Consider the following 22364-nt stretch of genomic DNA (forward strand, 5'->3'; position numbering starts at 1 on the left):
TCCTGCGCGGCGGCCAGGCTTGCGCTCAGTGCAGCTCTTCGGCCTCGAAGCCGGCCGCGCGCAAGGCTTGCAGCACCTGCGCCAGATGCGGACGGCCACGGGTCTGCAGCACCAGTTCGATATCCACGTTCTGCGCGGCCAACAGCGTAAAGGCGCGTTGATGGTGGACCTCATCGATGTTGGCACCGGCCTCGGCGACGATGCCGGTGATGCGCGCCAGCGTGCCGGGCACGTCGCGTGAGCTGACCTTGACGCGGGCCAGGCGTCCGGCGCGCACCATGCCGCGTTCGATGATGGCGGTCAGCAACAGCGGATCGATGTTGCCGCCCGACAGCACCAGCCCCACGCGCTTGCCGCGGAAGCGGTCCGGATAGCGCACCAGCGCTGCCAGTCCGGCCGCGCCTGCCCCTTCCACCAGGGTCTTTTCGATTTCCAGCAGCATCAGCACGGCCTGTTCGATATCGCCTTCATCGACCAGCAGCAGCTCGTCGGCTTCGCGCGCGATGATGGCGCGGGTCAGCGTGCCGGGCGTGCCGACCGCGATGCCTTCGGCGATGGTGCTGGCGCCCACCGGATGTTCCGTCCCCTTGACGGCATTGAACATGGTCGGGAAGCGGCGGGTCTGCACCCCTACGATCTCGATCTCCGGCTTGATGGCACGCGCGGCCACGGCCATGCCGGCCAAGAGGCCGCCGCCGCCGATGGAGACCACCAGGCAATCCAGGTCCGGCACGGCCTTCATCATCTCCAGCGCGACCGTGCCTTGCCCGGCGATGATGGCTTCGTCGTCATAGGGATGGACGAAGGTCAGGCCCTCTTTTTCGGCCAGTTCGTAGGCGTGGGTGCGGGCCGCTTCCAGGGTGTCGCCATGCAGCACGACATTGGCACCGAAGCCGCGTGTGCGCTCGATCTTTACGCCGGGCGTGAAGCGCGGCATGACGATGGTGGCCGGCAAGCCCAGCCGCTGTGCGTGATAGGCCACGCCCTGTGCATGGTTGCCGGCCGACATGGCCACCACGCCGCGCGCGCCGCCTTCGCTGGCGGCGACGTCGACCATCTTGTTGCAGGCGCCGCGTTCCTTGAAGGAGGCGGTGAATTGCAGGTTTTCGAATTTCAGGAAGACCTGGGCGCCGACGATCTGGGACAGCGTGCGCGATTCCACACAGGGTGTCTCCAGGATCTGGCCTTGCAGCCGCAGGGCGGCGGCTTCGATGTCGTTGAGCGTTGTCATGCCAAGATTGTAGAGCCAATGCGCGGGTTTGTAGCAGTTCGCTCATGCGCGGCGCAAGGATGGCGTGAAATCGAAGCCATGGGCCCTCCGGCTTGCAAATTCGAAAAGCGCGGCCGTGGATTTTTGTACGGTGGGTGATAACCGCCACGTGACCAATTGCAGTCCAGACAACACAAAATTTCTTTGCAAGTGGCCATTGAAGTCCGCCGCGGCGCCGACTAGAGTAAAGACTCGTCGCGCCGCCAGCTGCTTCCACCCGGAGAGAACAGCCAGCCCGGATGCGGCACCCGGAAGTGGCGCGCGCCCTTCCTTCTCACGCAGATCCGAACAGTCTCAGCAGTTCTCACCCAGGAGATACCCATGAGCATGGCCACCCGGCAACCGGATGTCCGATCGTCCCCGCCCCTGCCCTTCAGTCCCCTCGTTCCCCCGCGCGAACGCGCGCGCTACCACCAGCGCACCACACCCCTGCTGTTGAAACTGGTGGAACTGGATCCGCGCGAAGTCGTGGACGGCATCATGACCCCCAACGGCTTCCTGGCCGCCGAGGTCACGCCGGTGGGCCCGATGCGCGAGGCTTGCCCGCATTGTGAAGGCGTGGCGCTGCAGCTGGTGCTGCGGCATCACCATGTCAAGCGCAGCCATCTGTTCTGCCGCGTGTGCACGCGGGTGTATGACGCGTTCAACGAGAGCGGGCATTCGGTGCTGACGGTGTGAAGCGAAGCATCCTCACGTGCAGGGCGCTGCAGGAAGGCAGCGCCCTTTTCATTTGCGCAAGCAGAAGCTAGATCTTATAAGGAACGCGAACCCCTGGCTCGTCTGCCGGGAAGTCCTTGGTATTGCGGGAGATCAACAGCAACGACTGCTCCATTGCAGAAGCCCAGACAATTGCGTCAGGTAATCGAATACGCCGTTGTTGCCGGATCTGCACCGCGCGTTCAGCGATGAAGCCGTCGAGGGGGATAACTTGAAACGAGGAAAGCCAATACCGCAACGCCTCCTCATTTTCCTCGTTGGCACCCACCATGATCTCCATCCAGGTGATGATGCTGATCGCGCGATACTCATAGCGCGCCAGTTCCTTTTTTGCGTGCCCTATGCCATTGAGATAGTCCACCAGGATATTGGTGTCAAAGAGCGCCTTTACCATTCGGAACGTAGCTCCCGCTGATAGGCCAGTCCATCCACCTTCTTCTTTTTCCAGAGACCGAATACGTCGATATCATGCTCCAGCTTATGCTGAGTGATGTAGGCTGCGATGGCCTCCCGGATGATGACGGCACGGGGGCGTCGCTGACTTTCGACGAGTTGAGTGAGATCCGCAAGCTGAGACTCAGGGAGATCGACGAGGATACGGCTCATCATGGACTCCTAATGTTAGATGATATACATATCATATATCATCCGCGAAACCGGAGGTCTCGAATTTTCTTTAGGTTCCTCTGACTATCTTGCCTGCTCGCACAGTAGAATCAGCCCCCTCAACGCAACAAAAGAGATGCCAATGGAATATGCGTACAAGCTGATGGCCTCCCCGGCCGGTTTGCTCAAGCTGGTGGCCAAGGGGGATCACCTGGCGGCCATCCTGTGGGAGGACGACGACGCCCTGCGCGTGCGCCTGGGTGAGATGGTAGAAGATGAAGACCGTGCGGTCCTGATCGAAACCGAACATCAGCTGCGCGAATATTTTGCCGGCGAACGCGAGAGCTTCGACATCCCGCTGCATTTTGAAGGCACCGAGTTCCAGCGCCAGGTATGGTCGGCCCTGCTTGACATCCCTTATGGCCAGACCCGCACCTATCTCGATATCGCACGCCAGCTCGGCAACGACAAGGCGGTGCGCGCCGTAGGGGCTGCCAATGGCCGCAATCCCATCTCCATCATCGCGCCCTGCCATCGCGTCATCGGCACCGGCGGCGAACTGACCGGCTTTGCCGGCGGGCTGCACGTCAAGAAACTGCTGCTGGCCATCGAGGGCATTTCCACCGAAGGCCGCGATATCGGCCAGGTCATCGACCCGCGCCGCAAGGCGCAATCGCGGCGTCGCGAAGATCCCAACCAGCTGTCGCTGCTGTAAGTCCGAAAACGCAACTAACTCCTGAGCAACAGCCAGCGTGGCCGTGCAGCGCGTTCAGCGCTGCATGCCCCACTTCTTCACGGTCACGCGTTCCAGCGTATTGAAGACCAGGTTCTCTACCAGCAGGCCAATCAAGATCACCATGGCCAGGCCGGCGAAGACCTTGTCGGTATAGAGTTCGTTGCGATTCTGGAAGATGTACCAGCCCAGTCCACCTTTGCCGCTGGTAGCCCCGAAGACCAGTTCTGCAGCAATGAGCGTGCGCCATGCAAACGCCCAGCCGATGCGCAGTCCCGCCAGGATGGAGGGCAGGGCGGCCGGCACCAGTACCTGCAGCACGAAGCCCAGGCCGCGCAGGCCATAGTTGCGGCCGGCCATGCGCAGGGTGTCCGAGACGCCCAGGAAGCCTGCATAGGTATTGACCGCCAGCGCCCACAGCACCGAATGCACCAGCACGAAGATCAGGCTGCCTTCGCCCAGCCCGAACCACAGCAGGGCGATGGGCAAGAGCGCAATGGCCGGCAGCGGATTGAACATCGAGGTGAGCGTCCCCAGCAGGTCGCGTCCGAATTGCGTCGACACCGCCAGCGTGGTCAGCACGAAGGCCGCCACGATGCCCAGCAGGTAGGCCTTCAGCAGCACCTGCAGCGACAGCCAGGTCTTGCCGAACAGTTCGCCCGTCTTGAGGCCATCGATGAAGGCCTGCGCCGTCTGCAGGAAGGTCGGCAGCAGCAGGTCATTGTTCTGCCAGCGCGCGACGCCTTCCCATATCAACGCCAGCAAGAGAAGAATCGCACCCTTGCGCACCCAGCCCTGTTGCCAGATGCGCTGCGGCAGCGAGAACTGGCGCTGCAGCACCAGGCCGGGCAGGGGAGTCAGCGGCAGTTCGTATTCGTCGCGGATCGGGGGAGTCTGGGGCATGGCGTATTTCGGTCTTTAGTAAGAAAAACGGACATCGCTGAAATTGATGACCGGTGCCGCTGTGCTGGGCGCGCTGGTCTCGCCGCCCTCATCGAAGAGCAGGCGATGGATGCGCTGCGCGGTCTGCTGGAAGCCCACGCCACCGAGGCTGGACAAGTCGTACTGATGGCTGTTGATCTCGGCGCGCACGCGGCCCGGATGGGGCGAGAGCAGCAGGATGCGGTTGCCCACCACCAGCGCCTCTTCGATGGAGTGCGTCACGAAGAGCAGGGTGAAACGCACCTCGTCCCACAGGGCCAGCAATTCTTCCTGCATCTTGCGGCGGGTCAGCGCATCGAGGGCGGCGAAGGGCTCATCCATCAGCAGCATCTTGGGTTGCATCGCCAGCGCGCGCGCAATGGCCACGCGCGCCTTCATGCCGCCTGAGAGCGTATGCGGATAGGCATCGGCAAAGCGCGCCAGGCCCACCTTCTCCAGGTAATGGCGGGCGCGCTCGGCAGCTTCGCGCTTGCCCAGCGTGCGCGAGGCCAGCAGCGGAAACATCACGTTCTGCAGCACCGTCTTCCACGGCGGCAGCTGGTCGAATTCCTGGAACACCACGATGCGGTCCGGCTCCGGCTGATGCACCACCTGGCCATCGAGACGGATCTCGCCGCCGGCCGGCGGCAGGAAGCCCGCGACCGATTTGAGGAGGCTGGACTTGCCACAGCCCGAGGGCCCCAGCAGCACGAAGCGGTCCGCCGGATGCACGTCGAAACTGACTTCATGCGTGGCCTGCACCACGGCCGTGGCGGTACGGTATTGCAGGCTCACGCGGTCCACCTGCAGCAGGGGCTGCAGGCCGGCTGCGGCGCTCACGCTGGCGGTTTCAGCTGCCGGGTTGTGCATACGCTTCCTCGAAGAAGTAATCCTTCCAGCTGTTGGCGCGATTCTTCAGCACGCCCAGCGCATGCAGCTGCTCGGCATAGACGAAGGTGCGCTCGGGCGAGACGGTGAAGTTGATTTCCGGGTCTTCCACGATGTAGCGCACGAACGCCGGCGAGAGCTTGGACTTCTGCACGCGGATGAAGGTATCGGCCGCCTTAGCCTTGTTGTTGCGCACGAATTCGGCCGCTTCCACCAGCGCCTTGTAGAAGGCGCGGTAAGTCTTGGGGTTCTCGTCGTGGAATTTCTGCGTCGTGTAGAGCACGTTGAAGGTCGCCGGGCCGCCCATGATGTCGTAGGAGCTGATGACCTTGTGCACGTTCTTGTTCTCCAGCGCCTGGTACTGGAAGGGCGGGCTGGAGAAGTGCGCATTGATTTCCGAGCCGCCCGCGATCAGCGCCGCCGTGGCATCCGGATGCGAGAGGCTCACGCTGATGCTGTCGAATCGCTTGAAATCTTCCTTGCCGAACACCTTGGCGGTCTCGATCTGCAGCGTGCGCGACTGGAAGCCGACGCCCGCGGCCGGCACGGCGATGCGGTCCTTGTCGCTGAAGTCCTTGATGGTCCTGACCTTGGGATTGTTGCTCAGCAGGTAGTTGGGCATGGAGCCCAGCGAGGCAATCGCCTTGACGTTCTGGCGTCCGCGCGTGCGGTCCCACAGTACCAGGGCCGGCGGCGCACCGGCCGAGACCACGTCCAGCGCCCCGGCCAGCAGGGCTTCGTTCATGCCGGTGGCGCCCGACAGGCTGGTCCACTCGACCTTGATGTCCACACCTTCCTGCTTGCCGTATTTTTCGATCAGCTTCTGGTCCTGCACCACGTCGAGGATCAGGTAGCCGATGCCGAATTGCTGGGCGATGCGAATCGTGCCTTCGGCGTGGACAGAGGCTGCGCTGCCCAGCGCGATGACGCCGGCCAGCATGGCGGCAAATGATTTATATGATTTCAGGGAAAACGCCATTTCAGCTACCTCCCTGGATATGCGCATCGTCGAAGAAGTAATCCTTCACCGAGGCGGGCTTGTTCTTGATGGCTCCCACGCGATGCATGAACTCGGCCAGGCCATAGGTATTCTGCGGGGCGATCTTGAACTGCACTTCCGGGTTCTTGATGATCTGCAGCAGCAGCTTGCGGTCGGTGTTGCCCTTGTTGACCTTCAGGTAGATGTCGGCTGCCTTCTCGGGATTGGCGCTGATGAACTTGGCCGCTTCATCCAGGGCGCCGAGAAAGGCACCGTAGGTCCTGGGATTGTCCTTGCGGAATTTCTCGGTGGCGTACAGCACGGTAGCCGAGGAGGGGCCACCCAGCACGTCATAGGACTTCAGCACGATGTGCGCGTTGGGGTTGCCCGCCAGTTCCTGTTCCTGGAAAGGAGGATTGCCGAAGTGGCCGGTGATCTCGGTGCCGCCGCTGATGATGGCGGCGGTCGCATCCGGGTGCGGCACGGCGATGCTGATCTTGTCCAGCTTGTTGTACTGGGCGTCGCCCCACAGCTTGGCCGAGGCCAGCTGCAGCACGCGCGACTGCACCGACACGCCCACCGCCGGCACGGCGATGCGGTCCTTGTCGCTGAAGTCGGCGATGGTCTTGACCTTGGGATTGTTGCTCACCAGGTAGTAGGGGAAGTTGCCCAGCGAGGCGACGCCGCGCACGTTCTGCTTGCCATAGGTGCGATCCCAGATGGTCAGCAGCGGGCCCACGCCGGCGCCGGCGATATCGACCGAACCCGACAGCAGCGCGTCATTGACGGCCGAACCGCCGGAGAGCTTTAGCCACTCGACCTTGATGTCCACCCCGGCGGCCTTGCCGTGCTTTTCAATCAGTTGCTGGTCCTGCGCCACGTTCAACAGCAGGTAGACGATGCCGAACTGCTCGGCAATGCGCAGCTGGCCTTCGGCGCGCGCCACCAGCGGCGCGCCCAGCAGCGACAGCGCCAAGGTGGTGGTAAAGAGGCGCCGCAGGCGTCCCTTGGAAGAGAGTCGTGTAGTCATGGTGTCCTGTGCGGTGGAGGTCGCCGGCTTCGGTGGAGAATCCGGCAGTGGATGTGCGGCTTCGGCTTAGAACCGTCATGGTGGTAAAACGCGGTTCTTTATTCGTTCGGAGTATATAAAGGGCAGGGGAGAAAGAAAAACTCGATTACCGCATATCGATATGCGGCCGCTGTATAGGCCGCAACGCCTTGTCCCACGGCGGTTCCAGGCGATATGAAGGTTTTTGCGGCAGTGCAATTCCGGAACCGCGTCCTTGCCCGGCTGTCAAGCTTCGCAGGCCGGGCGAGAGGCGCGCGCGCAACGTCAGGATGCCGTCAGCGGCATTTTGAGCGCACCACGGGTAGAGTGCGCTAAAGTACGCGTCCTGCCCGGACAGTGGCCAGCCCTCCCCGCCGAGGGTGGCGTCCTCCCCCGGATCCCTGTCCGCCGGCACTCTATTTGAAGAAGCAAAGGGAGCAAGATGAGTTCATCTCACACCAATCCAGGCCTTTCCCTCCGGTCGACCAAATTCCACTTCATTACCCTGGCGGCGCTGGGCGTGGTCTTCGGCGATATCGGTACCAGCCCGCTGTATGCACTGAAAGAATGTTTCAGCCCTGACCACGGCATCGCCTTTTCCCCGGGCGCGGTGCTGGGCATCATCTCGATGCTGTTCTGGTCGATCTCCATCGTGGTCACCATCAAGTACGTGATGTTCGTGCTGCGCGCCGACAACAACGGCGAAGGCGGCGTGCTGGCCTTGATGGCGCTGTCGCTGCGCTCTGCCATCTCGGGTTCGCCGCGCGCCAAGCTCCTGATGATGCTGGGCGTCTTCGGCGCCTGCATGTTCTATGGCGACGTCGTCATCACGCCGGCCATCTCGGTGCTGTCGGCCGTGGAAGGGCTGGAGATCGCCGCGCCACAGACGGCGCATGCGGTCATCCCGCTGACCTTGGTGATCGTGGTGATCCTGTTCCTGATCCAGCGGCATGGCACCAGCGTGGTGGGCCGCTTCTTCGGGCCGGTGATGTTCCTGTGGTTCTTCTCGCTGGCCTTGCTGGGCCTCTACAACATCGTCAAGGCACCCGAGGTGCTGGTGGCAATCAACCCGTATTACGCCGTGCACTTCATGGCCGAGCATTCGCTGCAGGCCTTCATCGTCCTGGGCTCGGTGGTGCTGGTGCTGACCGGGGCCGAGGCGCTGTATGCCGACATGGGCCACTTCGGCATCAAGCCGATCCGCTATGCGTGGCTCTTTACGGTCATGCCGTCGCTCTTGATCAATTACTTCGGCCAGGGGGCCAACCTGATCGCCAATCCCAAGGCCATCGCCAATCCCTTCTACCTGATGATCCCCGAGCCGCTGGTGCTGCCCATGGTGCTGCTGGCCACCTGCGCCACGGTGATCGCCTCGCAGGCCGTGATCTCGGGAGCCTTCTCGCTGACCAGCCAGGCCATCCTGCTGGGCTTTGTGCCGCGCATGCGCATCCTGCATACCTCCGAGGATGAACAGGGCCAGATCTACATCCCCCTGATCAACTGGATGCTGTTGGTGCTGGTGGTGGCCGTGGTGCTGGCCTTCAAGAAATCCGACAACCTGGCCGCCGCCTACGGCGTGGCCGTGACCACCACCATGGTCATCACCACCATGCTGCTGGGCGTGGTGATGCGCCACATCTGGAAGTGGCGCATGCCGGCCGTGGTGGTAGCCATCGGCTGCTTCCTGGTGGTCGACGTGGCCTTCTTCGCGGCCAACCTGCTCAAGCTTACCGAGGGTGGCTGGTTCCCGCTGGTCATCGGCGGCGCGGCCTTCTTCCTGCTGATGACCTGGTACTCGGGCCGCATGTTGCTGCGCATGCGCATCAAGGATGACGGCATTCCCATCGAGCCCTTCATCGAAGGCCTGCTGGCGCATCCGCCGCATCGCGTGGGCGGCACCGCCGTCTTCATGACCGGCAATATCGCCACCGTCCCGGTAGCATTGCTGCACAACCTGAAGCACAACCGCATCCTGCATGAGCGCGTGTTCTTCCTCAAGATCAGCATCTGGGACGTGCCCTACGTGGCCGACAGCGAGCGCCTGACCATGAAGGAACTGGGCGGCGAAGTCTACCTGCTGCGCGCAGCCTTCGGTTTCAAGGAAGCGCCGGAAGTGCAGAAGGTCATGACGCTGACCGAACAGCAGTTCGGCCATCACTTCGACCTGATGGACACCTCCTTCTTCCTGGCGCGCGACACGGTGGTGCCGAGCAAGCTGCTGGGCATGTCGCTGTGGCGCGAGCGCCTGTTTGCCTGGATGTACCAGAACGGGGCCAAGCCGTCGGACTTCTTCCACATCCCGGCCAACCGGGTGGTGGAGCTGGGCACCAAGGTAGAGATCTGAGCGGCACCGCACTGGCCGCGTGATGCAAAGGCAGGGCCGTCCTTCGGGGCGGCCCTGTTTTTTTGTGGAGTGCCCGGACTTATCGCGGGGGCAGGGTGATGGGCAGCGGTGAGGTCGGCTTGACCTCTTCCAGGCAGATCATGGAACGCAGTCCGGCCACGCCGGGGACCTGCATCAGACGGTCGGTGAGGAAGTGCGACAGGCTCTTGAGATCCTGCGAGACCACCTTGAGCAGGTAATCGAAGTCGCCCGATATGGTGTAGCACTCGACGATTTCAGGAAAGGCCTTGATCACCTTTTCCACCGCGCGCACCTGCTTGAATTGCGCCCGGTCCAGCGACAGCGAGACGAAGGCCGTGACATTGAGTCCGACCTCGGCCGGTGCCACCAGGGCAGCATAGCGGCGGATCACGCCTTGCTCCTCCAGCGCACGCACGCGCCGCATGCACTGCGGCGGCGAGAGGTGGATGCGCTCGGCCAGGTCGACGTTGCTGATCTGGCCGTCGGCTTGCAGCAGTTCCAGGATCTTGATGTCGATCTTGTCCATGAGATTCATTGCCACGAAATAATATTTCGTCATCATGGCAAATCATGACGAAAAACGAAAGCCTGTTTCGCATCGTTGTGGATAAGATTTCATCCATCGTCACTGCCGAGGCAGCCCTTGCACAAGGGGCTGATGCATCATGGTCAAGTACATCGGAACGTCGGACCTGCAAGCCCATCTGGCCATGCATCCCTTGCCGGAGGTGATCAGTGGCATGGTGCAGTATCTGCGCGAGGACTTCCTGCGCTGGCCGCAATTCGACAAGAGCGCGCGCGTGGCCAGCCACTCGGTGCGCGGGGTGATCGAGCTGATGCCCATTTCGGATGGACGCTGGTATGCCTTCAAGTACGTCAACGGCCATCCCGCCAATACGGCGCAGGGCTTGCTGACGGTGACCGCCTTTGGCGTGCTGGCCGAGGTGGCCAGCGGCTATCCGCGCCTACTGTCGGAACTGACACTGACCACGGCCTTGCGCACGGCGGCGACCTCGGTACTGGCGGCGCATCACCTGGCGCGCCCGAACAGCCGCAGCATGGCGCTCATCGGCAATGGCGCCCAGGCGGACTTCCAGGCCATCGCCTTCCATACCCAACTGGGCATCACGGAATTGCGCCTCTTTGACGTCGACCCGGCCGCCACCGACAAGCTGGTGCGCAACCTCCGGGGTTGGCCAGCGCTGCGGCTGATTCGTGCGCGCAGCACGGCCGAAGCGGTGGCGGGAGCCGACATCGTCACCACCGTGACGGCCGACAAGCGCCGGGCCGTGATCGTGCATCCGGACATGATCGAAGCGGGCATGCACCTCAATGCGGTCGGCGGCGATTGCCCCGGCAAGACCGAACTGCATCGCGGCGTGCTGGAGAAAGCGCGCGTGGTGGTGGAATTCGCACCGCAATCACGTATCGAAGGGGAAGTGCAGCAGATGCCGCCGGACTTTGCCGTGACCGAATTGTGGCAAGTGCTGGCCGACATCTCGCTGGGCCGCCGCGATGCCCATGAGGTGACGGTCTTCGATTCGGTCGGTTTCGCGCTGGAAGATTTCTCGGCGCTGCGATACCTGGATGACCATATCGATGCGCATCATGCGCAGCAGATCGATCTGGTCCCCGCACTGGACAACCCCAAGGACCTGGTTGGCTTGGCCATCCCGGTTCTTCCCTACAAGGAGCAGGCAAACGCATGAACAAGATCAGGATGATGGGCGCCCCCACCGATGTGGGCGCCAGCCGCCGTGGTGCCTCCATGGGACCGGCCGCCCTGCGCGTGGCCGAGCTGCAGCGCAGCCTGCAGCAGCATGGACTGGAAGTGACCGATGGCGGCGACCTGGGCGGTCCGGCCAATCCGCAGCAGCCGCCGGTGCAGGGATTGCGCCATCTGGAACAGGTGGTGCAGTGGAACCAGGCCGTCTTCGATGCCGTATCGGGCAGCCTGGCCGAGGGTGAGGTGCCGCTGCTCATGGGGGGCGACCACGCGCTGGCGGTCGGGTCGATTGCCGCCGTGGCGCGGCACTGCCGCACCCATGGCCGGGACTTGCGCGTGCTGTGGCTGGATGCCCATGCCGATGCCAACACTAGTCAATCCACCCCGACCGGCAATATCCACGGCATGCCGGTGGCCTGTCTGCTGGGCGTCGGGCCCGAGGCGCTGACCCGCCTGGGGGGCCAGACGCCGGCCATGCAGCCGCAGCAGATCTGCCAGATCGGCATCCGCAGCGTGGACCGTGAAGAAAAGCGCCACCTGCGCGAACTGGGCGTGCGTGTCTTCGACATGCGCCACATCGATGAATACGGCATGCGCGCCACCATGCAGGAGGCGCTGGCGGGCATGGGCCCGGATACCCATCTGCACGTGAGTTTCGATGTGGATTTCCTCGATGCCGCACTGGCACCGGGCGTGGGCACGGCGGTACTGGGCGGGCCGACCTATCGCGAAGCCCAGCTGTGCATGGAGATGATTGCCGATACCGGCCGTCTTGCTTCACTGGATGTGATGGAACTCAATCCGGCCTGCGACGTGCGCAACCAGACGGCGGAGGTGGTGGTGGACCTGGTCGAAAGTTTGTTCGGGAAATCCACACTGATTCGCTGAGTTTGGCCGACGCCTCTCATTGTATGCAATTGGAGGTTGAAGGATTGCGGGCAATGCCCGATCATTCAGGGTTTTGTAGCGTCCGGCGCGCGGGAACAGGGTATTGACCTCGTATTCCCGCGTGCCGGGAAGCACTCGCACGCCGGGGGCGACAGCGGGGTGCGCACGCACCTTGCTCTCCCGGATTACTCCTCCGTCAGAAAGAAGTCATCATGCCCTTCAAGAAATTGTTCATCGGCGCCGCCAGCGCGCTGGCCCTGTCCTGTGCTGTCGGCAGCACCTTCGCAGCTGACCAGACCTACGTGGTCGGCGCCGGCGGTACCTACCGCCCCTTCGAATTCGAAACCCCGAAGAAGGAACTGGTCGGCTTCGACATCGACCTGATCAAGGCCATCTCGCAAGCGTCCAACTTCAAGATCCAGCTGGTGAGCACGCCCTGGGAAGGCATCTTCGCCACCCTCGGCCAAGGTGACCGCGACATCATCATCTCCGGCATCACCATCACCGACAAGCGCGCCCAGATGGTCGACTTCTCGCTGCCCTACTTCCCGGCCGAACAAGTCATCATCACCAACGCCGATGCCAAGATCGCCTCGCTGGCCGACCTGAAGAAGACGCAAGTGGCCGTGGTCAACTCCACCGCCGGTGACATCGTGGTCTCCGAAGAGCTGGGCAAGGCCAGCACCGCCATCCACCGCTTCGACAACACCGTGCTGATGCTGGAAGAACTGTATCGCGGCGGCGTTGATGCGGCCGTGGGCGACGTGGGCGTGATCAAGTTCTACATCAAGAGCCATCCGGAGAAGAAATTCAAGGTCGTCGGCGACACCAAGTTCGTGCGCCAGTACTTCGGCATCGCCGTCAAGAAGGGCAACAAGGAACTGCTGGACAAGATCAACGCCGGCCTGAAGCAGATCGTCGCCGATGGCACCTACGCCAAGATCTACAAGACCTGGTTCGACGGCGAAGTGCCGACCCTGCCGCTGAAGTAATCCTTCCGGCCCCGGCCCCTGGTGGCCGGGCGCCTGCCTGAGCGCCGCTCCGCCGGGGTGCGGGGCGCTGCCTGTCCTGCTTGTTCCGCGTTTTCCGCGTTCCCTGCTTTTCTTAACCTCTCCGTTTGAACGGATTCATCATGCATTCCTTCTTCCAATGGGAAATCATCGGCGAATACGCGCCGCTGTTCGTCGAAGGCACCTGGATGACCTTGAAGGCCGCGATCATCTGCGTGATCGCCGGCACCTGCTGGGGCCTGGTGCTGGGCGTGGGCCGCCTGGCCGAGGCACGCCATGGTTTCTGGAAATATTTCCTGTGCTACTGCGTGCAGTGGCCGATTCGCTTCTATGTCAGCTTCCTGCGCGGCACACCCTTGTTCGTGCAGATCCTGCTGATCCACTTTGCGCTCATGCCGATGCTGATCAACCCCAGCGGCGGCCTGATCCTCTCGGGTGACCTGGCGCGCGAGATCCGCTCGCACTACGGGGCCTTCGCTTCGGCGGTGCTGGCCATCACCCTCAACTCGGGTGCGTATGTGTCGGAAATTTTCCGCGCCGGCATCCAGTCCATCGACCGTGGCCAGAGCGAAGCCTCGCGCTCGCTGGGCATGAGCTACCTGGGCACGCTGCGCCGCGTGGTGCTGCCGCAGGCATTCCGCCGCATGCTGCCGCCGCTGGGCAACAACGCCATTGCCATCGTCAAGGATTCCTCGCTGGCCTCGGCCATCGGCCTGGCTGAACTGGCCTATGCGGCGCGTACCGTGTCGGGCGCTTACGCGCGCTACTGGGAGCCGTACCTCACCATCTCGGTGATCTACTGGGTCATCACGCTGGCGCTGGCGGCGCTGGTACGCCATCTGGAAGCACGTTACGGCAAGGGAGATGCACGATGAGCACGATGATCAAGGTCAATCAACTGCAGAAGCGATTCGGCCAGGCGCACATCCTGCGCGGCATCGATTGCGAAATCCGCGCGCGTGAAGTGGTGTGCGTGATCGGGCCCTCGGGCTCGGGCAAGAGCACCTTCCTGCGCTGCCTCAACGGGCTGGAAGAAGTCAGCGATGGCGACATCTTCATCGAAGGCGTCAAGCTCAATGACCCCAAGGTCAACCTCAATGCCTTGCGTGCGGAGCTGGGCATGGTGTTCCAGCGCTTCAACCTGTTCCCGCACATGACGGTGCTGGAAAACCTGATCATGGCACCCATGCAGGTGAGGAAGCTGTCGCGCCGCGACGCGGTCCTGGTGGCCGAGAAGCTGCTGCAGAAGGTGGGCCTGCTGGAGAAGATCGATGCCTTCCCCAACCAGCTCTCCGGCGGCCAGCAGCAGCGCGTGGCCATTGCCCGCGCGCTGGCGATGGAACCGAAGGTGATGCTGTTCGATGAACCGACCTCCGCGCTGGACCCGGAACTGGTGGGCGAAGTGCTGACCGTCATGAAGCAGCTGGCCGAAGAAGGCATGACCATGGTGGTGGTCACGCACGAGATGGGCTTTGCGCGTGAAGTGGCGGACCGGGTCTTCTTCATCGACCAGGGCGTCATCATGGAAGAAGGTCCGCCGCAGCAGGTGCTGGGCGAACCGGTCCATGAGCGCACGCGCGATTTCCTGCGCAAGGTGCTGTAAGCGACAAGCAAAAACGCCGGGACGAATCCCGGCGTTTTTCATTGCAGGCTCAGTGATGCGCGCCCAGCACGATGGCTCCCGCCGCAATCACGGCACAGGACAGCACGCGCCGCAGGGTCAGCTTCTCGCCCAGGATGAGCGTGCCGATCAGCAGTGCAAACAGCACCGAGGTCTCGCGCAGCGCCGAGACCATGCCCATGGGGGCGAGCGTCACGGCCCAGATCACGATGCCATAGGCCAGCAGCGACATCACGCCGCCCGCCAATCCGATCCAGGTGTCCTTGTGCGAGAGCACCACCGGCGAGCGTCCATGCTTGTACTGGTAGAGCAGGGCCAGCGGAATGCTGTCGGCCACGAACAGCCAGCCCGCATAGGCGATGGCGTCGCCCGCCAGCCGCGCACCGATGCCATCGGTGATGGTGTAGGCCGCGATGAAGGCTCCGGTCGCCAGCGCCGCCAGCGGGGCGGACAGGTGCTCGCGCTGGCGCATGGCGCGCAGGTTGGCCAGGCTGACGATGCCCAGCGAGACCAGGGCGATGCCGATCACCGTATAGATGCCCAGCTGCTCGTCCGCAAAGACCGCCGCCCCCAGCGCCACCAGCAAGGGTGAGGAGCCGCGCGCAATCGGATAGGACTGGCCGAAGTCGCCGATGCGGTAGGCGCGGATCAGGAACAGGTTGTAGCCTGTGTGCAGCAGGCCCGAGAGCAGGATGTAGAACCAGCTCTCCGCCTGCGGCCACGGCCGCCACAGCACCAGCGGGATCGCGCCCAGCCCCGCGCCCAGGGTCATGAGCGAGAGCGAGGCCAGGCGATCCTGGCTGCTTTTGAGCAGGGCGTTCCAGGAAGCGTGCAGCAGTGCGGCGGCCAGGACCAGGGCGATGACCGGGAGCGTCATGTGCGGCCGCCCGTCAGTGCCTGCGCATCCAGATCGGCCACGACGCGCCACAGCGTGTGGCCCGAGGCCAGGTACTTGCGCTCGAAGGGCGTGATGGGCTCAGCGGGCTGCCAGGCTTGGGCCTGGAAACTGCCCGCAGTGAGCTGGTTCAGGGCCGAAGTGAACTCTTCGACATAGACCTGCCAGTTGCTGCGGCATTCCAGCTGCCCGCCCAGCGCCACGATGAAGGGAAACACCGGATGGCCTTGCCAGCGCCGGGCCAGGTGGCCGATCTTGGGCCAGGGATTGGGGTAGAGCAGGTAATGCCGCGCCGGCCGCAGCCCGGCTTGCTGCGCCAGCCGCCAGTAATCGACCAGGTCGGCGCGCACGAAGCAGAGGTTCCCGGGTTCCGGGCCGTCCCAATGCGTATTGCGCGCCAGCCGGTCGGCCGACTGGTCGATGCCGATGACGAAATGATCCGGGTATTGCGCCGCCAGGTGCAGCGTCGACAAGCCCACGCCACAGCCGGTATCGAGGATTAGCGGCGGCTCGCCCGCGGCGCGCCAGGCCGCCATGCTGGCATCGAAGGCGCGCTGGTTGTAGTCGGTGACGGGTTTGCGGAATGGGTGGGCCGGGTCGGCATGGCGCGCCACCAGGGTGGCCAGTTGCTCATGCACGCCGGTCTGGGCGCTGCTGATGGGGGATGAATTCACGACAAGGCGGTCAAGGCGGCAAAACGCCATTTTAATGGACGCCGCGCCCCCGCCGTTGATGGCAAGCTGACCAAAAGAAAACGCCGCGCGGTGGGCGCGGCGTCACTGCCTGTAAAGCGGGAGTGCTTGACCCGATCAGTGCAAGGTCATCGGATGACGCATCATCACGTCATAACGGCTCAGGAAGTTGTCGATATCGTCCATGGTGGGTTCGGAGGCGATCAGTTCCTGGACATCCTTGCGGAACAGTTCGGCCGCCGGGCCATCGATGTAGATTTCACGCTGGCCGGACTTGTCCATGATCTCGTAGCCGCCGAAGCGCAGGGCTTCGTGGTCGGAATCGGCACCGAATTCGACGACGCTGTACTGCTCACTGTTGTAGATCAGGTTCATAGTGACTCCTTATGCTGGAATACTGCTTCGAAAAGGAAGTGGCGCCTTCACCGTAAATTTCAAGACCCTTCACCTGGGCCGCGCCTCGTGTGCATCTCTGCTGCTTCGATACAGCTCCCTCGGGCAACGCCGCGTCGCTTGCGCGCCTGAGTCTGTTGACGGCAGTTTGTCCGAAAAACTTTGATGGCTGCCGTGTTGCCTTTCCGCATGCACGAAATCTTGCATGTTTCTTCATGATGCACCGTCACCTGCTGAAGATAGATGACAAGCCCGCCCGGAAGTTCATCGCCTTGCAGCAGGCCGGGTTGCGGCCTGGCAAGCCTCATCACGCCTTCAGCATGCCGCTGTCGGACGCAAAAGAACATCAGGAAATTTCTGACGCCACCACACCCCTGTGGCGGACTGCCCCCAAAACATGATCAGACTACCAAAAGAAACGGGACCGCGCTGCGATCCCGTTGTCCTGGTGTTCATGCCGGTGCGGCTCAGTGATTCTTGCGCGCCAGCTTGCCCGGTTCCACCCCGAGCTGCTTGAGCTTGCGGTAGAGGTGGGTGCGTTCCAGGCCGGTACGTTCGGCCACCCGCGTCATGCTGCCGTTTTCGCGCACCAGGTGGTATTCGAAATAGGCGCGCTCGAAGGCGTCACGGGCTTCGCGCAGCGGCAGGTCGAAGGAGATGTTGGCGGCATTGTCGGCCACCTGTCCGAAGGGTGCGGCGGCTGGCGTGCCGTGATGCAGCGGTTCGCTGCCCATGGCCGGGGCGTAGGCGGCCACCGGGGCGACGTGTTCGGGGGTGTGCAGGCTATCGGATGCGCCATTGGCTACGGCGGCCACCGGGGCCGGGCGATAGCTGGCCGGGCGCACTGCTTCGCGGCTGTGCGACAGGCCCTGCTGCACGGCCTTGAGCAGCTTTTGCAGCGCGATCGGCTTTTCCAGGAAATTCAGTGCGCCGATACGAGTGGCTTCGACGGCGGTGTCGATGGTGGCGTGGCCGGACATCATGATGACCGGCATGGTCAACAGGCCATCGCGCTGCCATTCCTTCAGGAGCGTGACGCCGTCGGTATCGGGCATCCAGATGTCGAGCAGCACGAGGTCGGGGACACCGGCCTGGCGAAGCTCGCGTGCCTGCTGCGCGTTTTCCGCAGTGGTCACGACATGCCCCTCATCGCCCAGAATTTCTGAGAGCAATTCGCGGATACCCATTTCGTCATCGACGACCAGGATGTTAGCCATGTGCTGCTTTCCTCGCTGCTAGTTCATTGTCCAAGTTTTCGATCTTGTTCCGGGCCGGCGCGCTCGACGCGGCGTTAGCGAGCGTGCCTTGATGAACTGCCGGGGCCTTCCCGGCGCCTTGCTGTCGAATCTTGACCCTGGGGACGGTTTCCTGAGAAAACTGTCTCTTAATCAATAGGTGCTAACTTTACCAGCAAAATTACAATTTTTGCGCCTCTGCCATCGGTCCGATTCTGGATATCGATGCGCCCGCCATGTTCCTCGACGATTTTCTTGACCATCGCCAGCCCCAGTCCGGTTCCCCGGGCCTTGGAAGTGACGTAGGGTTCGAAGGCGCGCGCCAGGATGGTGGGCGAGAAGCCGGGACCGTTATCCATGATCGACAGACGCACGGCCGGCCGGCGCTGGCCATCGGCGCCGGCGATGTCGATCTGCTCGGTCAGCACGTCGATGCGCGGCGCACTTTGCCCCTCATCGGTGACGGCATCCTGGGCATTTTGCAGCAGGTTGTGGATGACCTGGCGCATCTGGGTGGCGTCGCCCATGACCTTGCTCATTGCCGGGGCCAGGCGTGCGTGGATCACGTCGCGGCCATCGCCGGCCAGGTAGAGGTTGAGGATTTCCTCGATGAGCGCATTGAGATCGAGCGCCACCGGCTTGGCCGGCGGGGTCTTGGCGTAGTCGCGGAAGTCGTCGACCATGCGCTTCATGGCCGTGACCTGGTTGACGATGGTGGTGGTGCCCTTGTCCAGGATGGCCGCATCGGCCGGCATGAGCTTGTCGGCCAGGCGATGCTGCAGGCGTTCGGCCGAGAGCTGGATGGGGGTCAGCGGATTCTTGATCTCATGGGCCAGGCGGCGGGCCACTTCGCCCCAGGCAATCGAGCGCTGGGCCGAGATGACGTTGCTGATGTCATCGAACACCACCACGTAGCCCACGCCGTTTTCCACCGGCAGGTGCGAGCCGCGCGCCAGCAGGGTCAGCTTGTCATGGTCGGGCTTGCCGCCTTGTTCATCGCTGGCATCGAGCACGGCCCCGGGCTGGCGCGAGAGTTCGAACTGGCGTTGCCAGTGCAGGCCGTCGGCGCCCTCGCTGCTGTGCTGGGCCAGCTGTTCGGAGAAGGCGCGGATGATGGCCTGGGCAAAGGGGGCCTGGCTTTCGATGGTCTGCAGGGGCGTGCCGATGTTGGCCGAGAAGTCGTAACCCAGGATGCGGCGTACCGAATCGTTGGCGCTGACGATGTTGAATTGACCGTCCAGCACCATCACCCCGGCCGACATGTTGGCCAGCACCGATTCCAGGTAAGCCTTGGCGTTTTCCAGCTCGGCGCGGTTCCTTTCCACCGAGGTGCGCGCCTCCAGCAGCTGGCGCGTCATGGTGTTGAAGGATTGCGTGAGCGTGCCCAGCTCGTCGGAGGTACTGACGATGGGCCGGGGCGAAAGATTGCCCTCTGCCACTGCCTTGGTGCCTTCGGCCAGCAGCAGCAGCGGCTTGGCCAGGTCGCTGGCGATCAGGAAGGCGCTGGCGATGGCGGCGAAGATGGCCAGCAGCAATGTGAGCGTGAGCGTGACCAGGTAGATCTTGCGCAGTCCCGAGCGCGAGACCGAGCGCTGCTGGTACTCGTTGTAGGCCAGGCGCAGGGTTTCTGCATTGGTGGCGAGGTAGTCCGGGACCGGCTGCAGGATTTGCAGGTAGCGCGTTTCGTTCTGCAGGGACATCCCGCGGCTGGGCGCCGGCACCAGCACCACCACGTGCAGCCGCAGGTTGCCGTCGGTGTCGGAGCCGCCGGGCGGGCGGCTGTCATCGCTTTCCACCGCCGAGAAGGCGCGCGAGACCCGCGCCTGGCGCATTGCCTGGCTGCTCGGCAGGATGGGCGTGAGCGAACCGATGGAGCCGCCTACCGTACTCATCACCTGGCCATTGCCGTTGACGATGGTGATTTCCATGTTCTGGTCGCGCTGGCGCGAGAGGTAGGTCACCTGCTCGGAGTCGCTCATGTCGGAGAGCTCCTGGGCCATGCCACGCGCCCGCGAGACCAGGTCCGAGAGCGAGGAGTCCAGCGCATTGCGGCCCAGGTTCAGGCCCGATTCGAGCGCCGCTTCCATGCGCACGTCGAACCAGGATTCGATGGAGCGCGACACGAACTGCACCGACATCAAATAGATCACTGCCCCCGGCACGATGCCCACCAGGGCAAACATCAGCACCAGCCGCGCCAGCAGCTTGGAGCCGAACTTGCCGCGCCGGTAGCGCTTGTAGAGACGGCCCAGCAGCAGCAGCACCAGCCCCAGCAGCGAGATCGCGGCCAGGCCGTTCAAGAACAGCAGCCACGGATAGTGCTGCTCGAAGAGGGCGGAGTTTTCGGAGGCCGAGGCCAGCAGGAACAGCAGGACGCTGATGACGCCCCCGCCGACCACCAGCAGATAGCGTAAGGTGCGGCTCATTCGGGTTTGAAGTTGAATTCGATCCAGTCGGAAGACAGCCGCCAGTCACTGTTGTTGAGCGCATTGACCTGGAAGGGCTTGGGCAGCTGCGCCACGTCCAGCCGCATGCGCAGGCCGACGTGATAGGTCTCGCCGCTCTTGAGCGCGTTGTTGTCGGCGATGATCCAGCGCGGCGGGCGGCGGATCAGGGTCAGGGCGTCGTCCAGGTTGGTGAAGCTCTGCTGCAGCTGGCCGCTGATGGCGGTGTGGTACTGCCGGGTCAGCACGTTGTAGGACAGGCGCAGCGTGCGCGTGGCCGACAGGCTGGTCTCGTCGAACCAGTACCAGCGCCGGCGCGTGAGCTGGATATCGGTAGTGAAGTAGAGCGGCACGCCACGCGAGAGCGCGTCTTCCAGGCCACGATTCAAATCGAAGTCATAGGACACCGAGAGCCGGTAGCCTTCGTCGCTGGCTTCGATGGCGGCCTGGTTGACGGTGATTTCGGCGGCCTGCACGGCCAGCGCGGAACAAGCCAGCAGCAGCGCCAGCAGCCATTGCAGCACCGCACGCAGCAGCGGTGGCCGGCCGTTGCGCAAGAGCGCCGGCATCGAGGCGGGGGAGGGGACCGATTGCGTCAAATTCATGCACCAGGTTTTTGGAACAGCGCATAGAACAGGCCATCGTGATCGGCATCGGCACCGGCGGTGGGCAGCAGTTGGCCTGGAGCGGGCAGCCGGATGGCATTGTTTTTCTGCGCGAAGGCAATCGCTTGCTGCTCCGATTCCTGGGGCCACAGCGAGCAGGTTACGAGCAGCAATTTACCATCGGGTCGCAGCATCTGCCAAAGCTTGTCCAAAATTTGCGCGGAAAGTGTTGCAAGCTGCGCGGTGTCGGTCTTGCGGCGCAGCCAGCGGATATCCGGATGGCGCCGCACGATGCCGGAGGCCGTACAGGGCACGTCGGCCAGGATGCGGTCGAAGCCCTGGCCATCCCACCAGCCGTCTTCACGCGCGTCACCGGCCGTGAGCCGGGCCTTGAGCTGCAGGCGATCGAGGTTCTCGGCGATGCGCTGCAGGCGGCGCGGATCGTGGTCCAGGGCCTGCAGGTCGAGCTCGGCCAGTTCCAGCAGGTGCCCGGTCTTGCCGCCGGGGGCAGCGCAGGCGTCCAGCACCCGCATGCCATCGGCCACATCCAGCAGCGGCGCGGCGAGCTGGGCGGCAGCATCCTGCACCGAGACCACGCCCTCGGCAAAGCCGGGGATTTGCTGCACCGGGACAGGCTTGTCCAGCCGCACGGCATACGGGCCGACGGCGCGCGCGCCCATGCCGGCCTGCTGCAGGGTGGACAGGTATTGCTCGACGCTGGCGCGCCGGCGGTTCACGCGCAGCGTCAGCGGCGGCGGCTGGTTGCCGGCGTGCAGGATGGCTTGCCACTGCTCTGGATAGGCGCCCTTGAGGCGGTCGATCCACCAGGTCGGGTAATTCCAGGTACCGGGCGGGGTCTTGGTGGCCTGTGGCATGAGCGCCGCGCGTTCACGCAGGAAGCGGCGCAGGATGGCATTGACCACACCCTTGGCGAAACTCATTTCCTGGCTGATGGCCGCGGCCTGCACGGCCTGGTCGACCACGGTGAAACTGTCATAGCCCGCCTCTTCTTCATTGACCAGCAGCGCCAGGGCCGTCACCAGCAGGCCGTGCAACACCTCTGGCTGCGGCGGCTTGTTGGCCAGCAGGCTGAGCAGGCTGTCGGTCAGGCCCAGCTGGCGCATGGCGCGGTAGCTCAGGTCCTGGATGGCGCCGCGCGCCGGCGGCGGCGCGTCGCTGCGCGTGAAGATCTGCGCCAGTGCCTGCGGCAGGGCGTGGCCGGCGCGCACGGCAGCCACCGCCTGGGCGGCATAGGCCAGCTGATAGGCCAGAGAATCGGCCTTGGCGGCGGGGGGAAGGAGAGAAATCTGGATCACGTCGTTGCAGGC

General features: G+C 63.6%; 24 protein-coding genes. 9 read left to right on the top strand and 15 right to left on the bottom strand.

The features are described from left to right. Positions 1-25: 25 nt before the first annotated feature. Positions 26-1231, bottom strand: a complete 1206-nt coding sequence (locus ACLRDN_RS00275; protein WP_039782897.1) for a threonine ammonia-lyase — start codon at positions 1229-1231, stop codon at positions 26-28. 360 nt (positions 1232-1591) lie between these two features. On the opposite strand from ACLRDN_RS00275, the gene ACLRDN_RS00280 reads away from it, so the two are divergent. After that, complete coding sequence (locus ACLRDN_RS00280) at positions 1592-1948, top strand: hypothetical protein (RefSeq protein ID WP_039782899.1); 357 nt, start codon at positions 1592-1594, stop codon at positions 1946-1948. 67 nt (positions 1949-2015) lie between these two features. Here ACLRDN_RS00280 and ACLRDN_RS00285 read toward each other — a convergent pair whose 3' ends face one another. Continuing rightward, on the bottom strand, positions 2016-2381 hold the full coding sequence (locus ACLRDN_RS00285; protein WP_413458520.1) for a type II toxin-antitoxin system VapC family toxin: 366 nt from the start codon (positions 2379-2381) through the stop codon (positions 2016-2018). Beyond that, a complete protein-coding gene (locus ACLRDN_RS00290; protein ID WP_413458521.1) occupies positions 2375-2593 on the bottom strand; it encodes a ribbon-helix-helix protein, CopG family in 219 nt (72 codons plus the stop codon). Before ACLRDN_RS00290 ends, ACLRDN_RS00285 begins: the two co-directional genes overlap by 7 nt. Positions 2594-2735: 142 nt before the next feature. On the opposite strand from ACLRDN_RS00290, the gene ACLRDN_RS00295 reads away from it, so the two are divergent. Next, positions 2736-3308, top strand: a complete 573-nt coding sequence (locus ACLRDN_RS00295; RefSeq protein WP_413458522.1) for a methylated-DNA--[protein]-cysteine S-methyltransferase — start codon at positions 2736-2738, stop codon at positions 3306-3308. 54 nt (positions 3309-3362) lie between these two features. On the opposite strand, the gene ACLRDN_RS00300 is transcribed toward ACLRDN_RS00295, so the two are convergent. The 4 genes from ACLRDN_RS00300 to ACLRDN_RS00315 are packed head-to-tail and all read right to left on the bottom strand — an operon-like array spanning position 3363 to position 7144. Beyond that, positions 3363-4229: an ABC transporter permease gene (locus tag ACLRDN_RS00300; RefSeq protein WP_039782903.1), complete on the bottom strand. Its 867-nt coding sequence runs from the start codon at positions 4227-4229 to the stop codon at positions 3363-3365. 15 nt (positions 4230-4244) lie between these two features. Then, positions 4245-5117 (bottom strand): ABC transporter ATP-binding protein, encoded by an 873-nt coding sequence (locus ACLRDN_RS00305; RefSeq protein WP_413458523.1) that lies wholly within the window; start codon positions 5115-5117, stop codon positions 4245-4247. Beyond that, positions 5098-6075: an ABC transporter substrate-binding protein gene (locus ACLRDN_RS00310; protein ID WP_413460448.1), complete on the bottom strand. Its 978-nt coding sequence runs from the start codon at positions 6073-6075 to the stop codon at positions 5098-5100. The genes ACLRDN_RS00305 and ACLRDN_RS00310 overlap by 20 nt, the downstream gene beginning before the upstream one ends. A 40-nt stretch (positions 6076-6115) precedes the next feature. Further along, positions 6116-7144, bottom strand: a complete 1029-nt coding sequence (locus tag ACLRDN_RS00315; RefSeq protein WP_413458524.1) for an ABC transporter substrate-binding protein — start codon at positions 7142-7144, stop codon at positions 6116-6118. 460 nt (positions 7145-7604) lie between these two features. Here ACLRDN_RS00315 and ACLRDN_RS00320 point away from each other — a divergent pair, with 460 nt between their 5' ends. Beyond that, positions 7605-9506, top strand: a complete 1902-nt coding sequence (locus ACLRDN_RS00320) for a potassium transporter Kup (protein ID WP_413458525.1) — start codon at positions 7605-7607, stop codon at positions 9504-9506. Positions 9507-9585: 79 nt separating this feature from the next. On the opposite strand, the gene ACLRDN_RS00325 is transcribed toward ACLRDN_RS00320, so the two are convergent. Further along, positions 9586-10053, bottom strand: a complete 468-nt coding sequence (locus ACLRDN_RS00325) for an Lrp/AsnC family transcriptional regulator (protein ID WP_083859554.1) — start codon at positions 10051-10053, stop codon at positions 9586-9588. A gap of 139 nt (positions 10054-10192) precedes the next feature. Between ACLRDN_RS00325 and ACLRDN_RS00330 the strand changes: the two genes are divergently transcribed. The 5 genes from ACLRDN_RS00330 to ACLRDN_RS00350 all read left to right on the top strand — a co-directional run bounded on the left by ACLRDN_RS00330 (position 10193) and on the right by ACLRDN_RS00350 (position 14754). After that, a complete protein-coding gene (locus tag ACLRDN_RS00330) occupies positions 10193-11236 on the top strand; it encodes an ornithine cyclodeaminase (protein ID WP_413458526.1) in 1044 nt (347 codons plus the stop codon). Continuing rightward, entirely contained in the window at positions 11233-12141 is a 909-nt protein-coding gene (gene rocF / locus ACLRDN_RS00335; protein ID WP_413458527.1) for an arginase, read from the top strand. Before ACLRDN_RS00330 ends, rocF begins: the two co-directional genes overlap by 4 nt. A gap of 212 nt (positions 12142-12353) precedes the next feature. Then, positions 12354-13133, top strand: a complete 780-nt coding sequence (locus ACLRDN_RS00340; RefSeq protein ID WP_413458528.1) for a basic amino acid ABC transporter substrate-binding protein — start codon at positions 12354-12356, stop codon at positions 13131-13133. A 140-nt stretch (positions 13134-13273) separates the two neighbouring features. Then, a complete protein-coding gene (locus tag ACLRDN_RS00345) occupies positions 13274-14026 on the top strand; it encodes an amino acid ABC transporter permease (RefSeq protein ID WP_034332175.1) in 753 nt (250 codons plus the stop codon). Between the two features lie 5 nt (positions 14027-14031). Beyond that, positions 14032-14754 (top strand): amino acid ABC transporter ATP-binding protein, encoded by a 723-nt coding sequence (locus tag ACLRDN_RS00350; RefSeq protein WP_413460449.1) that lies wholly within the window; start codon positions 14032-14034, stop codon positions 14752-14754. A gap of 49 nt (positions 14755-14803) precedes the next feature. Here ACLRDN_RS00350 and ACLRDN_RS00355 read toward each other — a convergent pair whose 3' ends face one another. The 3 genes from ACLRDN_RS00355 to ACLRDN_RS00365 all read right to left on the bottom strand — a co-directional run bounded on the left by ACLRDN_RS00355 (position 14804) and on the right by ACLRDN_RS00365 (position 16734). Next, entirely contained in the window at positions 14804-15649 is an 846-nt protein-coding gene (locus ACLRDN_RS00355; protein WP_413458529.1) for a DMT family transporter, read from the bottom strand. Next, positions 15646-16341, bottom strand: a complete 696-nt coding sequence (gene trmB, locus ACLRDN_RS00360; RefSeq protein ID WP_413458530.1) for a tRNA (guanine(46)-N(7))-methyltransferase TrmB — start codon at positions 16339-16341, stop codon at positions 15646-15648. Before trmB ends, ACLRDN_RS00355 begins: the two co-directional genes overlap by 4 nt. Before the next feature lie 135 nt (positions 16342-16476). After that, the gene (locus tag ACLRDN_RS00365) at positions 16477-16734 is read right to left on the bottom strand and encodes a DUF3567 domain-containing protein (protein ID WP_034332163.1); all 258 of its coding nucleotides are present in this window, start codon (positions 16732-16734) and stop codon (positions 16477-16479) included. Positions 16735-16967: 233 nt separating this feature from the next. On the opposite strand from ACLRDN_RS00365, the gene ACLRDN_RS00370 reads away from it, so the two are divergent. Further along, positions 16968-17153: a hypothetical protein gene (locus ACLRDN_RS00370; protein WP_413458531.1), complete on the top strand. Its 186-nt coding sequence runs from the start codon at positions 16968-16970 to the stop codon at positions 17151-17153. A gap of 66 nt (positions 17154-17219) precedes the next feature. On the opposite strand, the gene ACLRDN_RS00375 is transcribed toward ACLRDN_RS00370, so the two are convergent. The 4 genes from ACLRDN_RS00375 to rsmB form a co-directional block, all read right to left on the bottom strand. Beyond that, positions 17220-17969: a response regulator gene (locus ACLRDN_RS00375; protein ID WP_288067766.1), complete on the bottom strand. Its 750-nt coding sequence runs from the start codon at positions 17967-17969 to the stop codon at positions 17220-17222. Positions 17970-18136: 167 nt separating this feature from the next. Then, positions 18137-20413: an ATP-binding protein gene (locus ACLRDN_RS00380; RefSeq protein ID WP_413458532.1), complete on the bottom strand. Its 2277-nt coding sequence runs from the start codon at positions 20411-20413 to the stop codon at positions 18137-18139. After that, the gene (locus ACLRDN_RS00385; RefSeq protein ID WP_413458533.1) at positions 20410-21036 is read right to left on the bottom strand and encodes a DUF4390 domain-containing protein; all 627 of its coding nucleotides are present in this window, start codon (positions 21034-21036) and stop codon (positions 20410-20412) included. Before ACLRDN_RS00385 ends, ACLRDN_RS00380 begins: the two co-directional genes overlap by 4 nt. Further along, a complete protein-coding gene (gene rsmB / locus ACLRDN_RS00390) occupies positions 21033-22352 on the bottom strand; it encodes a 16S rRNA (cytosine(967)-C(5))-methyltransferase RsmB (protein ID WP_413458534.1) in 1320 nt (439 codons plus the stop codon). Before rsmB ends, ACLRDN_RS00385 begins: the two co-directional genes overlap by 4 nt. Positions 22353-22364 lie beyond the last annotated feature (12 nt).

This window comes from Herbaspirillum huttiense (assembly GCF_047300815.1).
In the GTDB taxonomy this organism is placed as follows: domain Bacteria; phylum Pseudomonadota; class Gammaproteobacteria; order Burkholderiales; family Burkholderiaceae_D; genus Herbaspirillum; species Herbaspirillum huttiense_A.

Excerpts from the sequence above, each read along its gene's own strand:
- ACLRDN_RS00310 (WP_413460448.1), bottom strand. The coding sequence starts at position 6,075 with ATGCTGGCCGGCGTCATCGCGCTGGGCAGCGCAGCCTCTGTCCACGCC.
- ACLRDN_RS00380 (WP_413458532.1), bottom strand. The coding sequence starts at position 20,413 with ATGAGCCGCACCTTACGCTATCTGCTGGTGGTCGGCGGGGGCGTCATC.
- ACLRDN_RS00285 (WP_413458520.1), bottom strand. The coding sequence starts at position 2,381 with ATGGTAAAGGCGCTCTTTGACACCAATATCCTGGTGGACTATCTCAAT.
- ACLRDN_RS00385 (WP_413458533.1), bottom strand. The coding sequence starts at position 21,036 with ATGAATTTGACGCAATCGGTCCCCTCCCCCGCCTCGATGCCGGCGCTC.
- ACLRDN_RS00340 (WP_413458528.1), top strand. The coding sequence starts at position 12,354 with ATGCCCTTCAAGAAATTGTTCATCGGCGCCGCCAGCGCGCTGGCCCTG.
- ACLRDN_RS00370 (WP_413458531.1), top strand. The coding sequence starts at position 16,968 with ATGATGCACCGTCACCTGCTGAAGATAGATGACAAGCCCGCCCGGAAG.
- ACLRDN_RS00375 (WP_288067766.1), bottom strand. The coding sequence starts at position 17,969 with ATGGCTAACATCCTGGTCGTCGATGACGAAATGGGTATCCGCGAATTG.
- ACLRDN_RS00295 (WP_413458522.1), top strand. The coding sequence starts at position 2,736 with ATGGAATATGCGTACAAGCTGATGGCCTCCCCGGCCGGTTTGCTCAAG.
- ACLRDN_RS00290 (WP_413458521.1), bottom strand. The coding sequence starts at position 2,593 with ATGAGCCGTATCCTCGTCGATCTCCCTGAGTCTCAGCTTGCGGATCTC.
- ACLRDN_RS00345 (WP_034332175.1), top strand. The coding sequence starts at position 13,274 with ATGCATTCCTTCTTCCAATGGGAAATCATCGGCGAATACGCGCCGCTG.
- ACLRDN_RS00305 (WP_413458523.1), bottom strand. The coding sequence starts at position 5,117 with ATGCACAACCCGGCAGCTGAAACCGCCAGCGTGAGCGCCGCAGCCGGC.
- ACLRDN_RS00365 (WP_034332163.1), bottom strand. The coding sequence starts at position 16,734 with ATGAACCTGATCTACAACAGTGAGCAGTACAGCGTCGTCGAATTCGGT.
- rocF (WP_413458527.1), top strand. The coding sequence starts at position 11,233 with ATGAACAAGATCAGGATGATGGGCGCCCCCACCGATGTGGGCGCCAGC.
- ACLRDN_RS00275 (WP_039782897.1), bottom strand. The coding sequence starts at position 1,231 with ATGACAACGCTCAACGACATCGAAGCCGCCGCCCTGCGGCTGCAAGGC.
- ACLRDN_RS00280 (WP_039782899.1), top strand. The coding sequence starts at position 1,592 with ATGAGCATGGCCACCCGGCAACCGGATGTCCGATCGTCCCCGCCCCTG.
- ACLRDN_RS00315 (WP_413458524.1), bottom strand. The coding sequence starts at position 7,144 with ATGACTACACGACTCTCTTCCAAGGGACGCCTGCGGCGCCTCTTTACC.
- ACLRDN_RS00330 (WP_413458526.1), top strand. The coding sequence starts at position 10,193 with ATGGTCAAGTACATCGGAACGTCGGACCTGCAAGCCCATCTGGCCATG.
- ACLRDN_RS00320 (WP_413458525.1), top strand. The coding sequence starts at position 7,605 with ATGAGTTCATCTCACACCAATCCAGGCCTTTCCCTCCGGTCGACCAAA.
- ACLRDN_RS00350 (WP_413460449.1), top strand. The coding sequence starts at position 14,032 with ATGATCAAGGTCAATCAACTGCAGAAGCGATTCGGCCAGGCGCACATC.
- ACLRDN_RS00300 (WP_039782903.1), bottom strand. The coding sequence starts at position 4,229 with ATGCCCCAGACTCCCCCGATCCGCGACGAATACGAACTGCCGCTGACT.
- ACLRDN_RS00325 (WP_083859554.1), bottom strand. The coding sequence starts at position 10,053 with ATGGACAAGATCGACATCAAGATCCTGGAACTGCTGCAAGCCGACGGC.
- ACLRDN_RS00355 (WP_413458529.1), bottom strand. The coding sequence starts at position 15,649 with ATGACGCTCCCGGTCATCGCCCTGGTCCTGGCCGCCGCACTGCTGCAC.